Raw genomic sequence first — 24,047 nt, 5'->3', positions numbered from 1 at the left:
TATGGAGCATATCAGATACAAGAAAGAAACCGAAGTCGTGACTTTTCAGGGAAAGGAAATCACGCTGGAAAATCTCTCCCCGGTGTTCACGCCGGAGCAGGAAGCGGCAAAACGCCGGGAGCTGGAACAGCAGCTTTATGAGGTATTCCGCAAGTATGCCGACAAACGGCAGAGTGAGGAAGCCGGGGCATAAGGTTTTCCGAAGCCATCGTTGATTTGCGGGGCTGCTGACGGTATAATAAATGTGTCAGCAGCTCCGTTTCTTTTTTAAGAAAAGGAGCGACAATATGAACAATCGAATAGACGCAATCTATGCAAGACAATCGGTGGACAAAAAGGACAGCATTTCCATTGAAAGCCAGATTGAATTTTGCAAATATGAGTTGAAAGGCGGTAACTGCAAGGAATACACAGACAAAGGGTACAGCGGCAAGAACACAGACCGTCCGAAGTTTCAAGAACTGGTGCGGGACATCAAACAGGGCTTGATTGCAAAGGTCGTGGTTTACAAGCTCGACCGTATCAGCCGTTCCATTCTGGACTTTGCCAACATGATGGAGCTGTTCCAGCAGTACAATGTGGAGTTTGTGTCCTCTACGGAGAAGTTTGATACCTCTACTCCGATGGGGCGGGCTATGCTGAATATCTGTATCGTGTTCGCCCAGCTTGAACGGGAAACCATACAGAAGCGGGTAACGGACGCTTACTATTCCCGCAGCCAGCGAGGCTTCAAGATGGGTGGGAAAGCCCCTTACGGCTTTCATACAGAGCCGATTAAGATGGACGGTATCAACACAAAAAAGCTGGTGGTAAATCCAGACGAAGCGGCAAATATCCGGCTGATGTTTGAGATGTACGCCCAGCCCACTACCTCCTACGGGGACATTACCCGGTACTTTGCCGAACAGGGCATTTTGTTCCATGGCAAAGAGCTGATACGCCCCACGCTGGCGCAGATGTTACGCAATCCTGTCTATGTGCAGGCAGACCTTGATGTGTACGAATTTTTCAAAAGTCAATGGACGGTCATTGTCAATGACGCTGCCGATTTTACGGGCATGAACGGCTGCTATCTGTATCAAGGGCGGGATGTGAAGCCCAGCAAAAAGAACGACTTGAAAGACCAAATGTTGGTACTGGCTCCCCATGAGGGCATTGTCCCCTCCGACATCTGGCTGACCTGTCGTAAGAAGCTGATGAACAACATGAAAATCCAGTCTGCCCGAAAAGCCACCCACACATGGCTGGCGGGAAAAATCAAGTGCGGGAACTGCGGGTATGCCCTTATGAGCATTAACAATCCTGTGGGGAAGCAATATCTCCGCTGCACAAAACGGCTGGACAATAAAAGCTGTGCCGGGTGCGGGAAAATCATTACTTCGGAACTGGAAACGGTTGTTTATCAGCAGATGGTGAAAAAGCTGGAAAAGCACAAGACGCTGACAGGCAGAAAGAAAGCGGCAAAGGCAAACCCGAAAATTGCCGCCCTGCAAGTGGAACTTGCCCATGTGGACGGCGAGATTGAAAAACTGGTGGACAGTCTAACGGGCGCAAACAATGTCCTGCTCTCCTATGTGAATGTGAAGATAGCGGAACTGGACGGACGCAAGCAGGAACTTCTGGCGAGGATAGCGGAGCTGACGGTGGAAGCCATTAGCCCGGAACAGGTCAGCCAGATTTCCGGCTACCTCGACACTTGGGAGAATGTATCCTTTGACGACAAGCGGCGGGTGGTGGACTTGATGATTACCACCATAGCCGCCACAAGCGACAGTTTGAATATCACATGGAAAATCTGACGGGCGGAACCCCTCCCGTCAGATACCTACTCTGTGTAGTCCCTTGTAAACTGTACTTTGGGTCAGAAAAAGAAATTAACTTGCTATCCGGAGTAATTCTGTCATTCCACCTCCGGATAGTATCCACGGTAATATTTTTTGTATTAGCTCCTTCTTTAGATATATCTTCATATATCTCTTCGTAATATACCTGCTGACAGGTTAATATCATATATCTTTCAAAACTTAACCCATTAGGATCCGGATTCCATTTTTTCCAATTGCTTTTTAATACCTGTAAGTATAAATCCCATCGTTCGTCTAACGATTTATGTAACTTTTGTCCATCAATATAACTACCGCCAGCTAATGGGAACCAGGGAATGGGAGTCATATTACCGATCGTATGATATATCGCCTTTACATTCTCTCCTAATTCAGCGTCCAATTCTTTGAACAGCCCACAACTATATTTTTTACCTTTTATACTCGGATTGTTCATAATATCAAAGTGAAATATCATTTCCACTTCTCCGGATTTCCACTTAAAGTAACTTCCGGTCATTGGTTTCTCACTGTTTTTCATCACTTTTGTCCATATTCCATGGCATAAGTAACTTGCCTCTACGTCGCATCCGTTATTTCTGGATTCATCACCCGATATCGGCTTATAAACATTTTGTTCCTTTTTAAATTCTTCTACCCCTTCATCCACAGCTCTATAGTACTTTTGGGGTATTGTCCCTTTTTGTGCTTTATAATCAACATATGACATCTTTCTCTTTATCTCCGAATTGCTCTTCCAAAAACAACGCTCCATCCATTTTATCTTCGGCAGAAATTATATCCTATCCCATTCTTTATTTTAATTTGTATTTCAAGTATTCCTCTTCTAGTGTTTTGAAATTGCAACACGTGTAAATTAATTGATGATTCTTACTTGTCTGAATTTTTTTACAGTGTGTGATATGGGCGCATAATACTTGACCCCTTTAATCTCAAAAAGAATACCACAAACAAATTTATTGTTTGTATTATAATGAATATTCGGAATTTGTCTGTCGATTGTTTGCAGGTATTTTACATAGTCTTCAGCGATATCGTAGAATTTCAACATATTTCCCCCCTTATTGTATAAAAAAAGAGCGAAAGTATATTGTCCTCGCTCTTTGCATTAAACTTTCACCTTTTCGGTAGTGAAACACCTTGCATTAAACCCTTCTGTTACGGTCGAAGAATACCTAGCATTAAGCCCTAACTTATTGGTGTCAGAAACCAAGCATTAAAGATATGATTCTTTATCTAACTATATTATAAGCATTTGCCTGTGATATTGTCAACAGACAACCATACTAAATTCATTATCTTTCGTATGAACCTTTTCTACTATAAGCCCCTCTTGTCATTAGAAGTCCCCAAACCAGATATTCAGATCCACTTCCTCATTGATGCCATCCACTGCACCTTTTTCGGTATACTGCCAAACCTTATACGCATACGGATAGTACAGATCATCATTATAATAAGCGAACCACTTATCGTACTGCTCCAGCTGTCCCAGATCCAGCATCAGAGTGCTCATCTCCATGTTGTGATAGATCATGGGCTTGTAACCGGCATCCTGAATGGTCTGGCAGAACAATGCGGTCAGGCGGGTTCTGTCTTCCACAGACAGGGCGTTGGCGCGTCCCTTGCCGCCGCTGACTTTCTCCACATCGTAGACGATAGGAAGCTCAATATTGTAAGGCTTTACCTTCTCTAATACCAGATTCGCCTCTTCCAACAGTTCTGCATCCGTGATCGCCTGGGAATAGAAGTAGACACCTACTTTGATGCCTGCCTGCAGGGCACCCTTGATATTCTGTTCGAAATATTCATCTTCTACCAGCTTACCCTCGGTACCGTATCCTCTGAGTCCCACACGGATAAAAGCGAATTCTACGCCATCCGCAGCGACTTTCGCCCAGTCGATATTGCCCTGATGCTTGGAGACGTCGATTCCCTTGTGGGATACCACCTGACCATCCTGCATATACTGCACTTCTCCGTCCTCCAAAATGTTCAGGTTCTCCAATGCATAGTCATTTTTCTGCAGGTCGTCACGAATGGGAACGAAATTAAAAGTTCCGTTGCTCACTACCACCAGTTCATCCGGATAATAGGGACGTAAGGTCTCCACCATGGTCGTGCCGGAGGTCAGTCCGTCACGGATTCCGGAGAGGATCTTGTTCTCTTCCTCATCCTCCGCCTGCTGCTTCGCTTCCGCTATCAGCGCGTCCACTTCCTCCTGCGTATAAGTCTTTACCGCCTCTGCTGCACTCTCTGTCTGGCTGCCTGCCTCCGCTGCAGCCGCCAGATCATTGGCGTTATCCTGGAACTTGCTGTCGATCCAGGAATACAGGATTCCTGCCACATATGTTACCAGCACCAGTACTAACAGGCATCCAGTCATGACCAGAATGGATGCTATGGTGTTGTTTTTCTTCCGCTTATTTGCTCTGCTCAGACGATCTTCGCTGATACGTCCGTTTTCGTTTTGTTTTTTCATAAGTACTCCCGCTCTCCTTTTATCTATCCTTTCTTTCTACTGTCATGTTTCTAATATACTGACAGCTTACCAAATACATTACCTCTGCACAGTCATTCGTAAACAGTGTTCGCCAAAAGGAAGCTACGGCGATGCAATCTGCAATTGACACTTAGTTATAATATAATAGAAATCCTTGCGGAAAGGAAGAGGAAAATTTATGTTTATGATTTCTTAATGTTTTCTCATATCCGCAATAATACCTTTCCATATCTGCACTTTCTTCTACCCGGCCATTTCCCGCATTTCCCGCAAGATCTTTTTCTCCAGGCGGCTGACCTGCACCTGGCTGATCCCCAGGATCCCGGCGATCTCCGTCTGGGTCTTATTCTGAAAATAACGCATGCGGATCAGCTCGCGGTCTCTCTCCGAAAGTTCTCCCAATAGTTGTGTTAACAGCATCTGGTCCAGCAGCCTGTCCTTCTCCACATCATTCTCCACCGCACTGCTGCTTCCCATGCTGGCTCCCACACAGCCGTGGGCCGCGGCCACCACCCGGTCCGCCAGGCACAGTTCGCTGCCGTCCTCCTGCCCCACACTGCTATAGAGAGATTCCACCTCCGCTCCCGCTTCCATAGCCAGGATGATCTCTTCCTGACTCAGCTCTGCCTCTTTTGACAATTCCTGCAGTGTCGGTTCTCTGTGCAGGCAGCTCTGTAACCGCTGTCTTGCCAGCCTGACCTTCAGACCGTCCTCCTTGATGGTTCTGGACACTTTCAGTAACCCGTCATCCCGCAGAAACCGTTTGATCTCTCCGGTGATCATCGGAACCGCATACGTGGAAAACCGCACTTCCAGCTTCAGGTCAAATTTATCAATGGCTTTCATCAGACCGATGACACCGATCTGGAACAGATCCTCCGGGTCATAACCTCTCCCCAGGAATCGTTTCACGATATGGTGTACCAGTCCGAGATTTTTTTCGATCAGTACTTCTCTTGCTTCTTTATCTCCGCTCTGTGATCTTCCGATGAGTACTGATACTTCTTCCATTCCTCAGTCCTCTTTTCCGATCCAGTCTCCGCAACGCATTTTTTTCCACATATGTACCCGCGTTCCCTTACCGGGCGTACTCTCTACCTCCAGGTCGTCCATAAAAGCTTCCATAAAAGCAAACCCCATGCCGGAGCGGTCCAATTCCGGTTTCGTGGTAAATAAAGGTTCCATGGCTTTCTTAATATCCTCGATTCCCTTTCCCTGATCTGTGATCTCGATGGATAACATATCTCCATCCAGGACACAGTGCATCCGCACTTTTCCCGGATGGACGATGCTGTACGCCGGAATGCTTTCCCCATGCCTGCTGTACCCTGCGAGATTTTCATAACCGTGGATAATTGCATTGGTCACCGCTTCCGACACCGCGGTCTTGATATCCGCCAGTTCCTCCAGCGTCGGATTCAGATGGGTGATGAATGCCGCCACTGCCACTCTGGCAAAGCTTTCATTGCAGGAAACCGCATCAAATACGATCTCCATTTCATTCCGCTTCCTCTGTTTATTATACTGTACATCCTCTCTTTCCTCTGTCAGTTGCACTTCTTCCCTCTCTGCCACCATGTTCTCCTCATTTCTGCGCCTATCATTGCACTGTTTTTCATATTTTTTTGCATGATTTCTTTCATATTCTGTGATTTTCGACAATATCTTTGCTCCGCCTCTCTTATCCCGGCAGGATCTCAACGATTTTATGAAGTCCCGACATCCGGAAAATACGCTGGATCTGCCGATCCGTATGGATCGCATAGACATGGCCTCCGAAGCAGGAAATCTTGCGATATCGTCCCATAATAATTCCGATCCCCGAAGAATCCATAAATCGGGTATCTTCAAAATCAAACACCACATTTTCCACATTTTCCCTGACCAGAAGCCTGTCTGCCCCTTCACAGATATAGGAGGCTCTGTGGTGATCCACTTCCTCCGGCATACGCACCATCAGGCAATTATCAATGATCTGAAAGTCTTGAAAATCTTCCATATTTCCTCTCATTCTGCTGTTGCACAGCGTTTCTTCATTTTGCTATAAAAAAAGAGAACCTGCCTCTTGTAGCAAGTTCTCTTTCGTGTATTGTGTAATTGTCTGATGGTATGTTTTAAATTCCGTTACTGTGCGGTATTCTCTGCCAGCTGGGAACGATATCTCTGCGCACTTCTGGCCGTCTCGGTCTCCGGGAACAGCTCTATGATCTTATCATAGGTGGTGATCGCATTCTGTGCGTCATCGCTCTTGCGGTAGGAATTCCCCAGGCTCAGCCAGGCATCCTTGTTCGTCTCATCATAGATCACCGCCTTGGACAGATTCTCGATAGCCGTTGCATAATCCTCACTGCGGTATGCATTATAACCTGTCTCATAGTACTGCGCCGACAGCTGCGGGCCGATCAGTCCAAGCAATGTCTTGTACAGCTTCTGGAACGCTTCGGAGGTGTCATCCACATTCACAGAAGCGGAAATCGTCTCCAGGTTCGCCGCGGTCTGTGTAATATCCTGTGTCTCCAGATAAGTGGTGGCTGCTGCCAGCAGGCTGTCGATAGTCTGTAAGGTTCCATCAGCTCCCACATATCCCTGAAGCTCCTGGTTCAGGGTATCATTCTCCGTCTGCAGTGCTTCCATCTGTGTCTCCAGTTCCTGGATCCGGGAAGTCTTGGTATCTAACTGGTTGCCGATATCGGTAATGGTCTTCTGTGCCTCATTATTCGCATTGGACACTGCCGCCGGAACCACCAGGAAATACATTACCGCCAGACCGATGACCAGTCCGATGGCAATATTGATCAGGGAAGAAATTCCCGCGCTCTTCTGTTCCTTTACATTCAACGGTTGTATGATGATCTCGTTATCACTCTGGTAGCGCACCGCATCATCCTTTTTACGCCGGCCGGTCTGTTTGCTGTTCTCATCCGGGGTCAGCTGCGTCTCCACTTCCTTCAGATAACGGAGCGTCAAAGTATTATTGCGGTCAATATCCATGCACTTATGCAGTTCTCTCTCTGCACGGTCCCACTGTTCACTGTCCATATAGAGCAGTGCCAGAAGCTGATGTGCCCGGATGAACTTCGGATTCAGGGATAACACCTTTTTCAGCTGGATGATGGCCAGGTCTTTGCTGTCCTGATTGCAATAGACCAGTGCCTGATTATATTTTTTGATCGTCTGGTTAATGGCATCCAGGCGGGTCGCATTGGACTGCAGCATATTGATATAATCGTCCGCAATATTTTTCTCGGGCCGCATATTTTTGCTGATGACCCATTCGCTCAGTGCCGCCACGACCTCTCCGGTCTCAAAATATACCAGTCCTAACAGATTTCTGGCTTCGATATTATTTTTGTTGAATTTCAGGCTCTGCCGTAAGCTGTTGATCGCACCCGTAAGATCCCGTACTCCCGCTTTCTCCAATCCGTCGTTGTAAAAACGGTTGGACATGCACATGATCTTTTTATAGAGGGATACATCTGCTCCACAGGATGTACAGAAATCATGCTCCGACAGATGGCAGCCGCAGTTATAACAAAACATGCTTTCCCTCCTTATTTCTCTTCTTTTTCTTCTGCTTCTTTCATCATCTTCACCAAAAGATCCGCCGCATCGGTCAGATCCTGATTGTAGATAGCTTCCTCAGCATCTTCCACTTCCAGGCTGGGATGAAATTTCTTCAGTTCTTCTTCAAAATTGATCATGGTCCAAAGACTCCTTTATTTCCCCGACAAGATACAGGCTTCCGGCAATGTACAACCGTTCGCCGGGCGCTTTGCCCGCCAGCTGTTCCCGAAACGCCGCATCCGCTTCCGTATACATAGTAAACCGGTCTTCCGGATAAGCTGCCAGTAAACCTTTAAGTTCTTCCAGCGAAAGTGACCTCGCCGTCCGCATATGCGTAAAAGCGATCCGGTCGAATAATCCCGACGTGATCACCCTCTGTATCATATGCCTGCAATCCTTATCCGCCGCCACACCAAATAACAGTCTCCTGCCCTCCGTGCAGCCGTCCTGTTCCACGGTATCCAGAAAAGCCCGGATGCCGTCATCATTATGCGCACCATCCACATACACCTCCGGAAGCACTTCCTCCATGCGTCCCTGCCAGAAGCAGCCAAGGATTCCCTGACGGATCTCTTCCGCAGCGGGACACCCGGCTCCTGCATAGAGTCTGCCGCCGTTCTCCTCCGTATCCGTACTGCGAAACAGCACTTCCACGGCCCGAACCGCCAATGCCGCATTCTCCATCTGGTAACGTGCAATAGTATGCAAAGTAAGACTAATATAATTATAATACTCAGAGCGCAGGGAAAAATCAATGTATTTCTTCCGAAATCCGAGGAAAGTATAGTCCTTTTTCGACACCGGTATCTGTGGAGCACCAAGTTCTGACGCTTTGCGGCAAATTACCGCACTGGCATCCACATCCCCATCCAGGTACACCACCGGAACACCCGGGCGCAGGATCCCTGCCTTTTCCGCAGCGATCTTCGCCGTGGTGTCTCCCAGGTACTGTACGTGATCCAGACTGATCCGCGTAATGACGGTCAGGAGCTTATTGTCCACGTAATTCGTGGCATCCAGTCTACCGCCCAGTCCTGTCTCAATGATGCAATAATCCGGTTTTTCTTCTGCAAAACAGAGTAATGCCATGCAGAAAAGGTATTCATAAAAGTTGAGTACAAATTCCGGGGCAGCTTCTTCTCCCGGCAACGAGACTCCCGGGTTAACGGAATTTGCCTCCTGCAGCGCATCCCCTACTGCACAGTAAACCTGTAAAAAAGCTTCTTCGGATATCATTTTACCATTGACGGCAAAACGCTCCCGCATATCCACCAGATGAGGTGAAGTAAATACGGCCGTGCGATAGCCTGCTGCATGCAGGATCGAACTCATGTAGGCACAGACAGAGCCTTTTCCATTGGTACCCGCCACATGAATGATCCGAAGATCCTTCTCCGGATTTCCCAGTTTCTTTAAAAACCATTTAAGGTCCCTGCTGTCCGCAGGATTTTTTTTAACAGTAAAGCGGGGCATATCCTTCAGATATGCCACCGCTTCTTCAAACGTTATCATGTCATTACCGAATCTCATCGTATTCCTTATGCTTTACGCTCTTTTTATTCTGTACGGTTCGTTGCAGATCATGCCAGCTGTTCTAAGCGCTTTGTCACCTGTTCCATCATCTGCTCATATTTTGCCAGCTTTTCCTTCTCCTCTGCGATCTTCGCTTCGGGAGCCTTGGACAGGAATCTTTCGTTGGACAACATTCCCTTAGAACGTGACAGCTCACCTTCCAGTCTCTTCTGCTCCTTCTTCAGTCGCTCGATCTCCTGTGCGATGTCTACCAGCTCCGCAAACGGAATGTACAGGGTTGCACCGGGGATCACTACGGATACCGCATCGTCTGCGATGCCGGTCTTGTCAGCCTGGATCATGATCTCATTCGCATAAGCAAGGCTTGCAAAGAACAGCTTACCCTCCTCAAAAATCTTACGGATCTCGTCATTTTCGCTGACTACGTATACACTTGCCTTACGGCTGGGTGCCACGTTCATCTCGGTACGGATGTTACGGATACCGCGAACGGCTTCCTTAATCGTCTCGATGGCTTTCTCCTCTGCGGGGAATGCACGATCCTCGCTGTACTCCGGCCACTTGCTGATCATGATGGACTCTTCTTCGTTCTGAATGGTACAGAAGATTTCCTCGGTGATGAACGGCATGTAAGGATGTAACAGCTTCAGGGCATCGATCAGGACGGTCTTTAATGTCCACAGTGCCGCATTCTGGCTGACTGCATCGTCAGTGCTGTACAGACGGGGTTTTACCATCTCAATGTACCAGTCACAGAATTCATCCCAGATAAAGTCATATACCTTCTGTACGGCAATACCCAGTTCGAAGTGATCCATGTTGTCGGTCACATCTTTTACCAGAGTATTTAACTTGGACAGGATCCACTGATCAACGGGTTGTAAATCTGCTGCCGCAGGGGTGGTGATATCTTTTCCGGTCTTCTCCAGCGCCTGCTCCATGTTCATCATAATGAAACGGGAAGCATTCCATACCTTGTTGGCGAAGTTACGGCTGTTCTCTACTCTCTCATAGTAGAAACGCATATCGTTGCCCGGTGCGTTGCCGGTGATCAGGGTCAGACGCAGTGCATCGGCACCGTACTGGCTGATGATCTCCAGGGGATCGATACCATTGCCCAGAGATTTGGACATCTTCCGTCCCTGACTGTCACGTACCAGTCCGTGGAACAATACGGTCTTGAAGGGTTTCTCTCCCATCTGCTCGTATCCGGAGAAGATCATACGGATCACCCAGAAGAAGATGATATCATAACCGGTTACCAGGACATCGGTAGGATAAAAATACTTCAGATCCTCGGTCTGCTCCGGCCATCCCAGGGTCTCAAACGGCCACAGTGCGGAGGAGAACCAGGTATCCAGCGTATCGGGATCCTGTGTAAAGTGGGTGCAGCCGCACTTGGGACATACCTTCGGCATCTCCTTGGCTACGACTACTTCACCGCAGTCATCGCAGTAATAAGCGGGAATCCTGTGTCCCCACCACAGCTGACGGCTGATACACCAGTCGCGGATGTTATCCGTCCAGTTGAAGTAGTTCTTCTCCATACGTTCGGGGATCAGCTTGATCTCGCCATTTTTTACTGCTTCTCTTGCGGGTTTGATCAGCTCATCCATCTTAACGAACCACTGGTCCTTTACCATAGGCTCGATGGTGGTCTTACAACGGTCATGGGTACCTACGTTGTGTACATGATCCTCGATCTTTACTAACAGGCCCATCTGATCCAGTTCTTCCACGATGGCTTTTCTCGCCTCATAGCGGTCCATGCCCTCGAACTTGCCGCCGTTTTTATTGATGGTGGCATCATCATTCAGGATGTTGATCACGGGAAGATTATGACGCTTACCAACCTCAAAGTCGTTGGGGTCATGAGCCGGAGTGATCTTCACGACACCGGTACCGAACTCTCTGTCTACATAAGCATCCTCAACGATAGGGATCACACGGTTTACGATAGGAAGCAGTACCTTTCTGCCATGCAGATGGGTGTAACGCTCGTCATCGGGATGGATGGCTACTGCGGTATCACCTAACATGGTCTCGGGACGGGTAGTGGCAAAGGTCAGGAACTCTGTGGTGCTGGGAGTTCCATCCTCATTCATCAGCGGATACTTGATGTGCCAGAAATGTCCTGCCTGCTCCTGATATTCTACCTCTGCATCGGAGATGGAGGTATTACATACGGGACACCAGTTAACGATACGGGCACCCTTGTAGATATAGCCTTTTTCGTGCATCTTCACGAATACTTCGGTAACTGCTTTGTTACAGCCCTCATCCATGGTGAAACGCTCTCTGTCCCAGTCGCAGGAAGAGCCCAGCTTTTTAAGCTGACTAATAATACGTCCACCGTATTCCTTCTTCCACTCCCAGGCTCTCTCTAAGAACTTTTCACGTCCCAGGTCGTGTTTGTCGATGCCTTCTTCCTTCAGCTTCTGGATGATCTTGACCTCGGTAGCGATACTTGCATGGTCGGTGCCGGGCTGCCACAGTGCGTTGTAGCCCTGCATTCTCTTATAGCGGATCAGGATATCCTGCATGGTGTTGTCCAGTGCATGCCCCATGTGGAGCTGTCCTGTGATATTTGGGGGCGGGATCACGATAGTGAAGGGAGTCTTACTGTGATCTACCTCCGCATGAAAATACTTTTTGTCAAGCCACTTCTGATACAGTCTGTCTTCTATGCCGTTTGGGTCATAGGTTTTGGCTAATTCTTTGCTCATTGCTTCCTCCTTAAATTCTCCTGAAACTAAAGAAGCCCTCTGCCGACTCTCGTCAGCAAAGGGCGTCAGTAACGCGGTACCACCTTTGTTCACAGCTTGCGCTGCCTCGCGACTTCTTACAAAGTCCTATCCGGTAACGGGGATAACTCGTGAGAACTTACGCCCGGAATATCCGGTCTCGGCTCTCCGGCTTGGAAGCTACCTTCCACATTCCTGTCTTGAAGCAGCCTTCCAGCGCATACATGCAGCCGCTCTCTCTGGTAAGGGGATATGTGTACTCCTCTTCGTCATTGCCTTTTGATCTGTAAAACTTCTAATAAAAAATATAGTACAGGAAGCAATCCTTTGTCAAGAAAATCTTGTTGTCCTACAGATTGTCCTACAGATTGTATGATCAACGTTCAAAACTGGCATGGTAAAAAAAACATATTCTGGATCTTTTAAGCAAGCCACTTTTTCTATACACTGAATCCTAACATATCCCACCGAAGAAATGGGAATTATGAAATAGAAACCAATAGAGGAGATCATCATTATGGAAAAGAAAAAATCATACGGTGTATTGATCGCGGGAGCCATTCTCCTGATTCTGGGAATCATCCTTGCAGTCGTTACCCACAACAGCAGTTATCAAGAGTCCGTTGCTTATGGCAGCCAGTTAAGTGATGTCAAGGCACAGCTGGAAGAAGTAGAGGCGTCCATTGAAGCAATTAACGCAGGTACCGCAACCGGAGATCTGGATGCCCTGAATACACAGAAGGATGAGTTATCCGCTCAGAAGTCCACTCTGTCCGATGAGAAGCTTTCCGCAGAACGTCCTTATTCTTACAGCCTGGTGCTGGTATTCTTCGCTATTTTGCTGACGATCAAGGGATTGTATAATGCGATTGCAGGCGTTCCTTCCGCAGAGAAAAAAGTGGATGTAACCAAACTGGCTCAGGCAGGATTATTGGCGGCTCTTTGCTACATCGGCTTTGCTTTTTTGAAATTTGACATTCCCGTTCCCGGCAGTCTGGAAAAAACCGCAGTGCACTTCGGCAATGTTTTCTGTGTACTGGCTGCTCTGCTTCTGGGTGGTTACTGGGGTGGACTTGCCGGTGCCGTGGGTATGACCATCGCTGACCTGACTACTGCTTATGTAACCAGTGCTCCCAAGACTTTCCTATTAAAACTGTGCATCGGTCTGATCGTAGGTCTGGTAGCTCACAAGATTTTCCACCTGAGTGCTGAGCATTCGAAAAAATATGTGGCTCGTGTCACTATTTTAGCTTCTGTCTGCGGTATGGCATTCAATATTGTAGCCGATCCTTTGGTAGGGTACTTCTATAAGACATATTTGTTAGGGGTGCCTCAGGATATTTCCAAGGCATTGGCAAAGATTGCAACCGGTGTTACTGCCTTTAATGCTGTCTGGGCAGTTGTTCTGGCAACCGTCCTTTATCTGGCACTTCGCCCGGCATTGAAGAAAGCAGGATTATTCCATGAAATGTAATGCTAACAACTGTAATACTACTGCACAAAAAGGCGGGGATTTCGTTCCCCGCCTTGCTATGATCAATGATATTGCCGGTTTCGGGCGATGCTCCACCACCGTGTCCCTGCCCGTGATCAGCGTAATGAAGGTACAGGTATGCCCTGTGCCTACTTCTGTTTTATCGAACCATTTGGGATTTCCTCTCTGCCATTTTGATGACTACACCTCTCATATGCGAGATTATATAAAAGTATGGAGCGAACTGGGACTTACTTTCGATGGGTTATACTGTGGATTCTTAGGAAATGAAGAGCAGATCGACATTGTACGGGAGTTCGTGGAAATGTTCCGGCCGCCCCTGTTTTTGCTGGATCCGGTCATGGGAGACCACGGCAGGGCCTACTCCTCCATTACAGAGACGCATGTTCAGAAGATGAAGGAGCTGCTGCCTCTTGCGGATATTATCACGCCGAATATCACGGAAGCCTGTTTGTTGACAGATACGCCCTGGAAGGATGGAGAATGGACGATGCAGGAGCTGTCCGGATTGTGTGAGAAGCTGGCTTCTCTGTGTCTGAAAGATTCTGTCAGTGCATCCATCGTCATCACCGGCATCCGCCAGGGGGATTCTCTGGTAAATTTCCTGTGGAATGACGGTGTCTATACCACTGTTTCCACCCCCATTGCCGGAGCCTCCCGCCCCGGCACCGGAGACATCTTCGCCTCCATTCTCGCCGCCGATGCCGTCCGCGGGGAGACTCTGCTAACCTCCGTGCAGAAGGCTGCGAACTTCGTAGGGCTGTGCATTGCCGGAAGCGAAAAGGCGGGAACGCCCGTGCAGGAGGGCGTAGTGTTTGAAAAGTATCTGGCGGCGTTGTTGTAAGAAGTATTAAAAATCAATGATGCGATTGACTTTTCACTTCATCTCTTTTATATTTTATACTAGAAAAGGAATTGTGGTTGTTCTCAAATGAGATCCCGTATAGCGGATGCTTAAGCGGTGTGCTACGATTCTTTTTTTATATTATACTGGCTATCCTCCATCTGGAAAGGGGGCATTAAAATTGAGTAATTTGGCACATACTGATTCTATGATAAACGAAATCAGAGAATTGTTATTAAATGCACGTCAGCGTGTGGCGGTACAGGTAAATACGGAGTTGTTGTCTACCTACTGGAATGTAGGAAAGATCATTGTTGAACATGAGCAGGAAAGCAAAGATCGGGCAGATTACGGAAAGCAGACCTTAAAGGAACTTTCTAAAGAATTGACAAAAGAATTTGGGAAAGGATTTTCTGTTTCTAATCTGCAATTTATGCGACGCTTCTACCAGAGCTATCAAATTCAACAGACAGTGTCTGTTAAATTGTCGTGGTCGCATTATTGTGAGCTGTTGACGATTTCAGATCCAGACAAACGCAGTTTTTATGAAAAGGAAACCATCAACTCCGGGTGGTCGATCCGAGAATTAAAGCGGCAGATTTCCACGTCTCTCTATGAACGATTATTGCTGTCAGAAGGAAAGACGAACAAGGAAACGGTACTTGCCCTTGCGGAAAAAGGTATCGAAATGACTACACCAAGCGACATTATCAAAGACCCTTATGTTTTTGAATTTTTGGGTGTGCCGGAAAACAAGCCCATGCTGGAAAGTGATCTTGAAAAAGCATTGGTCGCGCAGATTGAAAAATTCCTGTTGGAATTAGGTCGCGGTTTTATGTTTGTAGGGACACAGCAGCGCATTACCCTGAACAATACCCACTACTATGTGGATATGGTTTTCTATAATAAAATTCTCCGGGCGTATGTGCTGATTGAATTAAAGACCACCAAACTCACGCCGGAAGCCGCCGGACAGCTTAATATGTATCTGAACTACTACGCCGCAGAAGTAAATGATGAGCATGATAATCCACCCATCGGTATTATCCTTTGTACAGACAAAGACAGTGTAGCTGCTGAATATGCTCTCGGAGGTCTGTCCAACAATATCTTTGCTTCACGCTATGTTTCTTATATCCCAAATAAGGAGCAGCTCATCGCACAGGTAGAAGCTGTTTTGAAGAAATGGCACAAACCGGAAAAAGAATTCTAACATTACCGCCTGAGGGAATCACAACTCCACTCAGGCGGTAATACCAAGAAATATTTTATTTAAACTCCACCACAACGCTGCCCATGGCACATTCCAGCTCCATATTTTTAGAAGCGTTGTTGTTGATCTGTTTCTCCTGTGCCAGGCCGTTGTAACTGTCATCACCGACTTTCAGTTCACCCATACCGCAGCTTAAGTCGTAGTTGAAATCTGTCTGCGCTCCTGCCAGTGTCAGTTTCAGTTCTCCCATGGAGCACTCTCCGTCCAATCGTTCGGTCACACCTCCGGTCAGACGGATAGATCCCATTCCTACGGACACCTCTGCCACACGGCTGCTCAGTTCTTCTACTGTCATCTGACCGGCACCACAGTCTAACTCTGCCTGGTCAGCCTCCAGTTTCTCAAACGTCATCTTGCCGGCGCCCACATTGGCTTCCAACGCCCCCGTCTGCAATTCCTCTACACTGAGTCTTCCGGCTCCCAGATCCAAAGAGATATTTTCAAAATAATATCCCTCCGGCACATACAGACAGATGGAACCGCCCAGATTACCTTCACTGTTGCTGCTTACTTTTGAGGTTCCGCGGATCTCCATCGTACCGCCTTCCACATATCCCTGGAACTTTCGCATACCGTCGGCTTCTACCCGGAAACAGTTATCCTCTGACACCTGAATCTTCATGACACAGCCGCCGGCCTGCACCTGTAAATCCGTGATGCCCTGGCTGTCATCCCCCAGAACATACAGCTCTATCTTTCCCGACCTAACTTCATAATCTGAATCATAATCCACATTGTCCTCCAGATCATAGTGCACATCGCCCATATTTTCCCTTATCTGCTCCGTCACACCGTTGCTCCAGTCATCCACCTCTTCTCCGGAGATTCTTCCCAGGGTAACCGCTGACAGGATCTCCCCGGGCGAAACATGCGTGGAGCCATTCCCCAGACTTCCGCTCACTCCCAGGATCAGTCCCAATAATATAAATAGCAACGCTGTGATGGCACAGCCCTTCATAAATTTTTTCATGCTTCTGCTTTACCTCTTTTCTGGAATAATCCTCCGATCCAACAACAGATTGCCGGTGTGGCGATTCCCGCCATGGCCACGGTCAGCATCAAGAACAGCAGTCCGACACCTCCGCAGATCAGTCCGGCACCGATCAGGCACATTCCCACAAAGGGATGTGTAAACATACTGATGATCCCTACTGCCACCAGTGCGATCAGAACCAGTATCAGTGCTGCTGCCGTTGCCCCGAAACCGATGATCAGTCCGAACCATGTGGCGATCAGCCCTGCCGCCACGCCGATACCGGCGGAAGCTGCTCCCAGGATCACCGGGGATGCCAAAATACATAAAATGACGATCAGCACGATCATACCGGTGGACATTCCTTCTTTTTTCTGTGGAGATACCACCTGTGCCTGTGCAGCTTGTGACGCATCGCTCTGCCGGTTACGTTGTTCTCCATTACCATTTTCTGTCTGCGGATCTGCCGGATAAGTGATCACTGCCCGGCTGTCGGCTCCTGTTCTCTGGTAGCTGTTCTCTCCGTACCCGTTCCACAGAATATCTTTTTTAATATTCTCCGCCACCTTCGCAGGATTCCCCAGTGCCTCAATGACATTCTGTTCATTCTCCGGTCCCGCATCGTTAAAATACTCATTATAATATTGTAGCGCTTCTTCCCGCTCTGTGTCGGGAATATTTTGCAGCAGGCTCTCCAGCTGCCTCATATACTCCGTTCTACTCATCTATTTTTTCTCCCATCTGTGCATCGTTACGCCTCTGACCTCTTCACCGGTCTTCCCTCAAACAGTCCTGTGATCTTCCCGCTGTAGCTTCGCCACTCGCTTTCATATAAATGAAGCTGTGCCCAGCCCCTGCTGGTGACCTTGTAATAGCGTCTCGTCCTGCCGCTGCATTCCCTGTCATAGACCTCCAGACATTCGTCCTTCTGTAATCTCCGAAGCACGGGATACAGGGTGGATTCCGACAGTTCGATCACCTGCCGGACCTCCTGGGTGATCTTGTACCCATAGGTTCCTTCCGGTTCCCGGGCGACCACCGCCAGCACGATAGCATCCAGCAGAGCTGCTCCTGTATTAAAAAGCATCCTATCGCTCCTCTCTGAAATTTGCGGCTATCCGGCTTTCCTTACAATATTATATGCCGTATAGTATTGCTCTGTGGCTATACTATACGGCATATAATATCATGCGTCAATATAGAGAAACCGTAAGAAATTCTAAAGACTTTCCAAAGATTCCGTCGACTCCTCCAGAAACTCCTGACGGATACTGTTTTTATGGATCACAATGGCAGAGATCAGAAGTGCTCCCCAAAATACCTGCCGTGGTATTCTCTGTATCATCATCAGGACCGCTGCTCCCGCGGCAAAAAAGATATAAGTGATACGGGTTCTTTTGGTGTGCGGTCTGATCAGAAGGGCAGACCCCGACAAATACAATATGATCAACAGCATCAGCAGTTCCGGCTGTACCGGTGCCAGTCCGATCAACACGCCGAAGGATACCGCAATGGCTTTGCCTCCGTTCCCATGATAAAACAGGGAATAGGCGTGCCCCAGTACCGGTGCCGCCATGATAAGCGGGAACCAGCTGTCTGTCACAAGCCCCATGCCAACTGCCACGTATACGGGCAGTGCTCCCTTTAACAGATCTCCCAGCAGGCACAGGATCCCGACAGGCACTCCTGCGTATTTCATGGCATTGGCAGTCCCCGGATTGTGATCGTTGCTGACCTCAGTGACATCAATTCCTTTGATCCACTTCGGCAATGCCCTGCCGAACAATATACTTCCGCATAACAATCCGAAGACTATCATTCCCAGTTCACGTATGATCATCTGTCTCTCCTGTCTGTCGTTTTCCTCTGTGTCTAAGCTTCCTCTTGTGCTGCTTCCGCCGCTTCCTTTTGTCCGCAGATAAATTCACAGACTGCGTCTGCAGCATAAGGCTTTCCGTATTTTTCCTGACACTTCCGCATTTCGGCCTGTGCCTCCGGATCCCTCAGAAGCTTTAGTCCCTTTTGTATCACGGCATCTTCCGTATCTCCTGATACAGACATCCCATGTTGTGTGAAAAAAGCAACATTACGATCCTCACATCCGGGGATCGGCTTAGTGTGTACCAATGCAACCTTCGCTGCCACCGCTTCCGTAGAAGTCAGTCCTCCCGGTTTGGTGAACAGAATATCCGCCGCTGCCATATAGAGATGCGCTTCCGTGGTAAAATCCAGCACATGCACCCGCTCTGTATCGGCATATCTATCACGGAGTGTCTTCTTCAGTTCTTCATTGGTTCCCCCCAGGATATACAGATGGGTATCTTCACCGGTCTGCTCCACCAGCTTTGCCGTCATGTTTTCCACACGGCCGTACCCCATACTGCCCGTCATCATAAGGATACAGGATTTATCTACCGGAATCCCCAGCTGCACTCGCGCTTCTCTTTTTCCCGGAAGCTGCAGGAACCTCTCCGATACCGGAATTCCCGTGGGAACCAGTTTCTCCGCAGGGATGCCGCGTTTGATAAACTCCGTTGCCAGTTCCTCATGCGGGATAAAATAGTAATCCACCTTTGTCTCCTCGGTAAAAGGAATACAGGTATAATCCGTGGCAATAAAATAAGTCTGTACCTCCAGCTTATGCTGTCGTTGCAGCCAGGTCATTGCCTCAGCCGGGAACAGATGTGGCATTACCACTGTATCATATCCGTTTTCTGTGATATAGCTGCACAGCTTATCCGCATACAAAGCGTTGGCAAAATACACCGGTGACTTTAATCTGGCAGACGAAATGACCCTGCCTACCCGGTACGCTCCTGCGAACACCTTTTTCGCCCGGACCGTGCTCCAGATGTAAATCCGGCGTCCGTAAGCGCTGGCCTTGTCCGAAGCGAAATTAAGTACATCCGCCAACTCACAGGGAATGCCCCGTTTTTCAAACTGTTCTTTCACCGCTTTTGCAGCGGAATTATGTCCCTCACCGGTTCCGGTGGATAAGATCAGTACCTTCATAAATAAATTCTCCGTTAGTTTTCCATCAGCCAGAAATATGCACTGTACGCAGGCAGAAGACTGCCGCCGCCAAAGTCATGTTTCTCTCCGGTGATCAGATCCACTGCCGTGCCGCAGCCGGCATCAAAATGTGCCATGAAGTCCTCTCCGTCCGCATTGATAGCCACCAGTACTCTCTCGTGCTCCGACTTTCTCTCGAAAATACACTGCTTATTGGTCAACAGTACCGAACGAAAGGCTCCGTAATTCAGTGCCTCGGAATGCTTCTTGGCCTCTGCCAGTCTGCTGATCCAGTCACACAGGCCGTTCCACTCCGGCTTGTCAAAGCAGGGACGCAGTGCAGGGTCACCATCTTCTTTTCTGGCTTTGAAGCCCCATTCGCTTCCATAGTAGACACAGGGGATCCCCGGCATACCGAATGCCATGGCATAGATCAGCGGCAGGTGATTTTCATTATTCAAAATACTTGCCACTCGGGTCACATCATGGTTATCCACGAAGGACAACAGGTGCTTTCCCTTATATAATGTCCAATTCTCCGGTCCGAACTGTCGCAGCAGAGAATGCACGATCTCAAACATATTCATGCTGTTGAAGCTGCTGTAAAGTCCCTTATAACACTCGTAGTTCGTTGCGGAATGCAACATCTGATCATTCATCAGGCGATTATAATCTCCGTGAAGCATCTCGCCTAATAAGAAGAAATCCTGCTTGTAGGCATCGGTCACTTCCCGCAGTCTTCTGACAAAGTTCTCATCCAGGCTGTACGCCACATCCAGGCGCAGACCGTCAATACCGAATTCATCGATCCAGCCCTTCACGCTGTCTAACAGGTAGTTCACTACCTCCGGGTTCTGCAGGTTAAGCTTCACCAGATCAAAGCAGCCTTCCCAGCCCTCATACCACAATCCGTCGTTGTAGTTGGAATTGCCGCCGAAATCAATACGGTAGAACCAGTTCACATAAGGAGAGTTCTCACGGTTTTTAATCACATCCTGAAACTGTGCAAAGCCTCTGCCCACATGATTGAACACACCGTCTAACACAACCCGGATTCCTGCCACATGCAGTGCGTCACATACTTCCTTAAAATCTTCATTGGTTCCCAGCCTTACATCAATTTTGCGGTAATCCCTGGTATTGTAACCATGGGTATCCGATTCAAATACCGGAGAGAAATAAACGGCATTCACTCCCAGCTTCTGCATATGGGGGATCCACTCCTCCACACGTTTGATCTCATGTCTCTGTATTCCATCATTTTCAAAAGGAACTCCACAGAATCCCATAGGATAGATCTGATAAAAAACACTTTCATAAGCCCACATATTAGTCACCATTCCTTTCTGCCTTAACTTCATGTTGCCTTAATTTCATACTTTGTACTCGTAAGACTTTTTCATTGACTGGTTCAGTACTACTTTTATGATTTGTCCACATCCATTCTTTTGCTATTATACATCATTTTTGATCCATCTGTCGTTTTTTTTATGAAAAATCTCAAACAATCCACAAAATCCACCGAGTTATCCACATATACACACGTGTCATATGTGGTTATGTGGATTGTCATGTTGTATATCAACTCTGTTATCATATCGAATGTCATCGTTGCTGCCACAACCAGGCGTCCCAAAATCGCTCCACCTTTTTAGCCACTGTATCCACTGTCACAGGCACTACCTGTTCCCACTCCCTGGGGAACATTCTGCGATAAGAATACTGCCTGAAACGCTCATCCAGCAGGACGATAATCCCCACATCTTCCGCGGTCCGGATGACACGTCCCGCCGCCTGCAGGACTTTATTCATTCCGGGATAACGGTAGGAATAATCAAAGCCGTTTTCCCCATTGTCATCAAAATAGTCCTTGAGGATTTCCCTTTCACAGCCTACCTGTGGCAGTCCGGTTCCTACTACGATCACACCGATGAGGCTGTCCTTTTTCAGGTCGATCCCCTCTCCGAAGATACCTCCCAGCACGCAGAACCCAATCAGCGTCTGTTCCTCTTCCTCCTCGATCTCCATTCCGATAAGGCTCTGCAGATCGCAGTCCTCATTGCCCCGGAAGCGGTTCAGGAAGTATTCCCTCTCTTCCTCATTCATGGATTCCTGCTGTACCAGACATTCCTCTTCTTCTGTCATAAAATGCTGCTCATAAATCTCATAAATATGCTCCATAAAGGAATAAGACGGGAAAAACACCATGTAATTGCCATGCCGGTTCTTCACGACTTCATGAATATAGCGGGCAATATTGTAGTACTCCTCCCGGGATCTGCGTGTGAACTTGCTGGTCACATCCCCAGCGATCAGTATTGTGCGCTTCTCGGGATCGAATACTGAGTGCGCATATACCTCATAGTCTTCCTTCTCGCCACCCAGCAGATTCTTGTAATACTGAATCGGCAGAAATGTAGCGGAAAACAGGATCGTACTGCGTCCCCTGAGCATGCATTCCTTCAGATTTTCCCTGGGATTCACACAAAACAGCTTCAGTTCAAAGCTTCCGTCCTCACACATCCTGGTATATTTCACATAGTTTTCGTCCTGTCTTTCATAAATATCCAGGAAATGGCTGAGCTTGAAGTAGAAGTCCAGCAGGTTCTCCCGCACCTCCAGACTGACCTTCTCCTGCTCCTCCAAATAATCGCTGATGATGCCGTGAAGTCTGGTCAGAGGCTGTACCAACATGTCTATGTCATCCACCAGCCGGTAGCCATCACAATCCCGCTTCATGGACAACAGCTGGGCGTTGCACTTCTCCAGAATCTGGCTGATCCGTTCCGCATAACCTTCCCGCACAAAAGTACTTTTTCCATCGGATTTCTTCAGCTTATGCCCCTTGATATACAGAGAATCTGTTCCATCGCTCTCCTCCGGGATACTAACCTGTGGCAGTTGTTTTGACGCATCTGTCATTTCTAATGTCATTTGTCCGGAAATCTCGTCTTTATCGCGTTTTTTAAATGCTGCCTCCTCCATTTCCGACATGATTGTCTGTTTTATCTCCCGCTTCAGTTCCAACAGGTCTTCCTTCCGCAGAGGTGCGCTGTACATCTCTCTACCCCGCTCTAAGAGATTATGTGCCTCGTCGATCAGAAAGACATAATTCCCCTGGCTGCCGTCCCCGAAAAATCTCTTCAGATACACATGGGGATCAAAGAGGTAATTATAATCTCCGATAATCCCATCTGCGAACAGACTTAAATCCAGTCCGAATTCAAAAGGGCATACCTGATGTTTCAGGGCATACTCTTCTATTTTGCTTCTGGTAAAACTCTCTTCCCGGGTCAACAGATCATAAATTGCATCATTGATCCGGTCAAAATGTCCTTTGGCATAAGGGCACTGCTCCGGATTACATTCGGTACGTTCCTGAAAACAAATCTTCTCTTTCGCTGTCAGAATAATACTTTTGAATCGCAGTCCCTTCTCCCGCAGCAGAGAAAAAGTGTCCTCCGCCACCGTACGGGTGATGGTCTTGGCTGTCAGATAGAACAGCTTGTCTCCCATGTCCTTCCCCATCGCCTTCACCGCAGGAAATATGGTGGATATGGTCTTGCCCACTCCGGTAGGCGCTTCCAGAAACAGTTTTCTCTTATGATAAATGGTCTGGTACACATAACTGACCAGTTCCTTTTGTCCGTCCCGATAATCGAAGGGGAATTGCAGTCCGGCAATGGACTGCTGTCTAAGCGCTCTCCACTGCCAGGTATAATCCGCCCATTTACGGTAATCACCGATCAATTGCTGAAACCATGCCTCCAGCTTCGCGAATTCATAATCTTCATAAAAATAACGGATATCTTCCGTCTCTATATTACAATAAGTCAGACGTACACGGATATAAGGCAGCTCCTTCTGCAGACTGTACATATAGGCATAGCACTTTGCCTGCGCAATGTGCAGGGGTAACGGTGCCTTCAGCTTCGCCAGATCTCTGTAGGTTCCCTTGATCTCGTCGATGGTGGTCTCTCCGTTCTGTTCAATGATACCGTCCGCCCGTCCCTCCACGATGATGACATAGTTCTCCGTGGGATGGGTGTATTTCAGCGCCACTTCCGCCTGATACTCCGCACCCATGCGGCGTTGGATCATGCGGTGGATCCGGCTGCCCTCCTGCATGGCATTCTCAGGGAAACCCTGTCTCCTGTCATCGATGTCGCCACTGCGCAGAATGAACTCCACCAGATTACGGACCGATATTCTGACTTCTCCTGCCATGCGGCTTCACCTCCCTTGACAAATTCCTATCATAA

General features: G+C 48.0%; 22 protein-coding genes. 5 read left to right on the top strand and 17 right to left on the bottom strand.

Annotation, left to right across the window (positions count from 1 at the left end):
• Nucleotide 1 precedes the first annotated feature (1 nt).
• Both H9Q77_RS03945 and H9Q77_RS03940 read left to right on the top strand, forming a co-directional pair.
• Nucleotides 2–193, top strand: coding sequence for a hypothetical protein (locus tag H9Q77_RS03945; protein WP_002566025.1), 192 nt, complete (start codon nt 2–4; stop codon nt 191–193).
• Between the two features lie 94 nt (nt 194–287).
• Nucleotides 288–1,799, top strand: a complete 1,512-nt coding sequence (locus H9Q77_RS03940) for a recombinase family protein (RefSeq protein ID WP_249326594.1) — start codon at nt 288–290, stop codon at nt 1,797–1,799.
• On the opposite strand, the gene H9Q77_RS03935 is transcribed toward H9Q77_RS03940, so the two are convergent.
• The 10 genes from H9Q77_RS03935 to H9Q77_RS03895 form a co-directional block, all read right to left on the bottom strand.
• Nucleotides 1,783–2,553, bottom strand: a complete 771-nt coding sequence (locus tag H9Q77_RS03935) for a hypothetical protein (protein WP_249326593.1) — start codon at nt 2,551–2,553, stop codon at nt 1,783–1,785. The genes H9Q77_RS03940 and H9Q77_RS03935 overlap by 17 nt on opposite strands.
• Before the next feature lie 147 nt (nt 2,554–2,700).
• The gene (locus H9Q77_RS16930) at nt 2,701–2,895 is read right to left on the bottom strand and encodes a type III toxin-antitoxin system ToxN/AbiQ family toxin (protein ID WP_408641166.1); all 195 of its coding nucleotides are present in this window, start codon (nt 2,893–2,895) and stop codon (nt 2,701–2,703) included.
• A 288-nt stretch (nt 2,896–3,183) separates the two neighbouring features.
• On the bottom strand, nt 3,184–4,326 hold the full coding sequence (locus H9Q77_RS03930; RefSeq protein ID WP_249326592.1) for a glycoside hydrolase family 25 protein: 1,143 nt from the start codon (nt 4,324–4,326) through the stop codon (nt 3,184–3,186).
• A 264-nt stretch (nt 4,327–4,590) separates the two neighbouring features.
• Nucleotides 4,591–5,358: a SigB/SigF/SigG family RNA polymerase sigma factor gene (locus tag H9Q77_RS03925; RefSeq protein ID WP_249326591.1), complete on the bottom strand. Its 768-nt coding sequence runs from the start codon at nt 5,356–5,358 to the stop codon at nt 4,591–4,593.
• Nucleotides 5,359–5,361: 3 nt separating this feature from the next.
• Nucleotides 5,362–5,844 carry an ATP-binding protein gene (locus tag H9Q77_RS03920; protein ID WP_249327130.1) on the bottom strand — a complete coding sequence of 161 codons (483 nt, stop codon included), beginning with the start codon at nt 5,842–5,844 and terminating at the stop codon, nt 5,362–5,364.
• A gap of 184 nt (nt 5,845–6,028) precedes the next feature.
• The gene (locus tag H9Q77_RS03915; RefSeq protein WP_022153817.1) at nt 6,029–6,346 is read right to left on the bottom strand and encodes an STAS domain-containing protein; all 318 of its coding nucleotides are present in this window, start codon (nt 6,344–6,346) and stop codon (nt 6,029–6,031) included.
• Between the two features lie 125 nt (nt 6,347–6,471).
• The gene (locus H9Q77_RS03910) at nt 6,472–7,887 is read right to left on the bottom strand and encodes a tetratricopeptide repeat protein (RefSeq protein ID WP_154496650.1); all 1,416 of its coding nucleotides are present in this window, start codon (nt 7,885–7,887) and stop codon (nt 6,472–6,474) included.
• Between the two features lie 11 nt (nt 7,888–7,898).
• Nucleotides 7,899–8,048: a hypothetical protein gene (locus H9Q77_RS03905; protein WP_022153819.1), complete on the bottom strand. Its 150-nt coding sequence runs from the start codon at nt 8,046–8,048 to the stop codon at nt 7,899–7,901.
• Nucleotides 8,035–9,441, bottom strand: coding sequence for a bifunctional folylpolyglutamate synthase/dihydrofolate synthase (locus H9Q77_RS03900; protein WP_249326590.1), 1,407 nt, complete (start codon nt 9,439–9,441; stop codon nt 8,035–8,037). Before H9Q77_RS03900 ends, H9Q77_RS03905 begins: the two co-directional genes overlap by 14 nt.
• A gap of 50 nt (nt 9,442–9,491) precedes the next feature.
• Nucleotides 9,492–12,170, bottom strand: coding sequence for a valine--tRNA ligase (locus tag H9Q77_RS03895; protein ID WP_249326589.1), 2,679 nt, complete (start codon nt 12,168–12,170; stop codon nt 9,492–9,494).
• Between the two features lie 535 nt (nt 12,171–12,705).
• On the opposite strand from H9Q77_RS03895, the gene H9Q77_RS16720 reads away from it, so the two are divergent.
• From H9Q77_RS16720 to H9Q77_RS03880, 3 genes are all read left to right on the top strand, one after another.
• Complete coding sequence (locus tag H9Q77_RS16720) at nt 12,706–13,662, top strand: ECF transporter S component (RefSeq protein WP_330596050.1); 957 nt, start codon at nt 12,706–12,708, stop codon at nt 13,660–13,662.
• Entirely contained in the window at nt 13,652–14,527 is an 876-nt protein-coding gene (locus tag H9Q77_RS03885; protein ID WP_249326588.1) for a pyridoxamine kinase, read from the top strand. Before H9Q77_RS16720 ends, H9Q77_RS03885 begins: the two co-directional genes overlap by 11 nt.
• Before the next feature lie 208 nt (nt 14,528–14,735).
• A complete protein-coding gene (locus tag H9Q77_RS03880) occupies nt 14,736–15,740 on the top strand; it encodes a PDDEXK nuclease domain-containing protein (RefSeq protein WP_249327128.1) in 1,005 nt (334 codons plus the stop codon).
• 55 nt (nt 15,741–15,795) lie between these two features.
• On the opposite strand, the gene H9Q77_RS03875 is transcribed toward H9Q77_RS03880, so the two are convergent.
• From H9Q77_RS03875 to H9Q77_RS03845, 7 genes are all read right to left on the bottom strand, one after another.
• Entirely contained in the window at nt 15,796–16,770 is a 975-nt protein-coding gene (locus H9Q77_RS03875; protein WP_249326587.1) for a DUF4097 family beta strand repeat-containing protein, read from the bottom strand.
• On the bottom strand, nt 16,767–17,498 hold the full coding sequence (locus tag H9Q77_RS03870) for a DUF1700 domain-containing protein (RefSeq protein WP_249326586.1): 732 nt from the start codon (nt 17,496–17,498) through the stop codon (nt 16,767–16,769). The genes H9Q77_RS03875 and H9Q77_RS03870 overlap by 4 nt, the downstream gene beginning before the upstream one ends.
• Nucleotides 17,499–17,524: 26 nt before the next feature.
• A complete protein-coding gene (locus H9Q77_RS03865; protein WP_022153827.1) occupies nt 17,525–17,860 on the bottom strand; it encodes a PadR family transcriptional regulator in 336 nt (111 codons plus the stop codon).
• 132 nt (nt 17,861–17,992) lie between these two features.
• Nucleotides 17,993–18,613, bottom strand: a complete 621-nt coding sequence (locus tag H9Q77_RS03860; protein WP_249326585.1) for a glycerol-3-phosphate acyltransferase — start codon at nt 18,611–18,613, stop codon at nt 17,993–17,995.
• A 32-nt stretch (nt 18,614–18,645) separates the two neighbouring features.
• Entirely contained in the window at nt 18,646–19,785 is a 1,140-nt protein-coding gene (locus H9Q77_RS03855) for an MGDG synthase family glycosyltransferase (RefSeq protein ID WP_249326584.1), read from the bottom strand.
• A 14-nt stretch (nt 19,786–19,799) separates the two neighbouring features.
• On the bottom strand, nt 19,800–21,113 hold the full coding sequence (locus H9Q77_RS03850; RefSeq protein ID WP_118546823.1) for an alpha-amylase family glycosyl hydrolase: 1,314 nt from the start codon (nt 21,111–21,113) through the stop codon (nt 19,800–19,802).
• A gap of 277 nt (nt 21,114–21,390) precedes the next feature.
• Nucleotides 21,391–24,012, bottom strand: a complete 2,622-nt coding sequence (locus H9Q77_RS03845) for an ATP-dependent DNA helicase (protein ID WP_249326583.1) — start codon at nt 24,010–24,012, stop codon at nt 21,391–21,393.
• Nucleotides 24,013–24,047: the final 35 nt, after the last annotated feature.

This window comes from Simiaoa sunii, assembly GCF_014337175.1.
Lineage (GTDB): Bacteria > Bacillota > Clostridia > Lachnospirales > Lachnospiraceae > Acetatifactor > Acetatifactor intestinalis.
This window is presented reverse-complemented; position numbering and strand designations above follow the sequence as displayed.

Excerpts from the sequence above, each read along its gene's own strand:
- H9Q77_RS03905 (WP_022153819.1), bottom strand. The coding sequence starts at position 8,048 with ATGATCAATTTTGAAGAAGAACTGAAGAAATTTCATCCCAGCCTGGAA.
- H9Q77_RS16720 (WP_330596050.1), top strand. The coding sequence starts at position 12,706 with ATGGAAAAGAAAAAATCATACGGTGTATTGATCGCGGGAGCCATTCTC.
- H9Q77_RS03855 (WP_249326584.1), bottom strand. The coding sequence starts at position 19,785 with ATGAAGGTACTGATCTTATCCACCGGAACCGGTGAGGGACATAATTCC.
- H9Q77_RS03850 (WP_118546823.1), bottom strand. The coding sequence starts at position 21,113 with ATGTGGGCTTATGAAAGTGTTTTTTATCAGATCTATCCTATGGGATTC.
- H9Q77_RS03925 (WP_249326591.1), bottom strand. The coding sequence starts at position 5,358 with ATGGAAGAAGTATCAGTACTCATCGGAAGATCACAGAGCGGAGATAAA.
- H9Q77_RS03900 (WP_249326590.1), bottom strand. The coding sequence starts at position 9,441 with ATGAGATTCGGTAATGACATGATAACGTTTGAAGAAGCGGTGGCATAT.
- H9Q77_RS03880 (WP_249327128.1), top strand. The coding sequence starts at position 14,736 with ATGATAAACGAAATCAGAGAATTGTTATTAAATGCACGTCAGCGTGTG.
- H9Q77_RS03875 (WP_249326587.1), bottom strand. The coding sequence starts at position 16,770 with ATGAAAAAATTTATGAAGGGCTGTGCCATCACAGCGTTGCTATTTATA.
- H9Q77_RS03945 (WP_002566025.1), top strand. The coding sequence starts at position 2 with ATGGAGCATATCAGATACAAGAAAGAAACCGAAGTCGTGACTTTTCAG.
- H9Q77_RS03930 (WP_249326592.1), bottom strand. The coding sequence starts at position 4,326 with ATGAAAAAACAAAACGAAAACGGACGTATCAGCGAAGATCGTCTGAGC.
- H9Q77_RS03935 (WP_249326593.1), bottom strand. The coding sequence starts at position 2,553 with ATGTCATATGTTGATTATAAAGCACAAAAAGGGACAATACCCCAAAAG.
- H9Q77_RS03885 (WP_249326588.1), top strand. The coding sequence starts at position 13,652 with ATGAAATGTAATGCTAACAACTGTAATACTACTGCACAAAAAGGCGGG.
- H9Q77_RS03895 (WP_249326589.1), bottom strand. The coding sequence starts at position 12,170 with ATGAGCAAAGAATTAGCCAAAACCTATGACCCAAACGGCATAGAAGAC.
- H9Q77_RS03910 (WP_154496650.1), bottom strand. The coding sequence starts at position 7,887 with ATGTTTTGTTATAACTGCGGCTGCCATCTGTCGGAGCATGATTTCTGT.
- H9Q77_RS03940 (WP_249326594.1), top strand. The coding sequence starts at position 288 with ATGAACAATCGAATAGACGCAATCTATGCAAGACAATCGGTGGACAAA.
- H9Q77_RS03870 (WP_249326586.1), bottom strand. The coding sequence starts at position 17,498 with ATGAGTAGAACGGAGTATATGAGGCAGCTGGAGAGCCTGCTGCAAAAT.
- H9Q77_RS03865 (WP_022153827.1), bottom strand. The coding sequence starts at position 17,860 with ATGCTTTTTAATACAGGAGCAGCTCTGCTGGATGCTATCGTGCTGGCG.
- H9Q77_RS03920 (WP_249327130.1), bottom strand. The coding sequence starts at position 5,844 with ATGGAGATCGTATTTGATGCGGTTTCCTGCAATGAAAGCTTTGCCAGA.
- H9Q77_RS03845 (WP_249326583.1), bottom strand. The coding sequence starts at position 24,012 with ATGGCAGGAGAAGTCAGAATATCGGTCCGTAATCTGGTGGAGTTCATT.
- H9Q77_RS03915 (WP_022153817.1), bottom strand. The coding sequence starts at position 6,346 with ATGGAAGATTTTCAAGACTTTCAGATCATTGATAATTGCCTGATGGTG.
- H9Q77_RS16930 (WP_408641166.1), bottom strand. The coding sequence starts at position 2,895 with ATGTTGAAATTCTACGATATCGCTGAAGACTATGTAAAATACCTGCAA.
- H9Q77_RS03860 (WP_249326585.1), bottom strand. The coding sequence starts at position 18,613 with ATGATCATACGTGAACTGGGAATGATAGTCTTCGGATTGTTATGCGGA.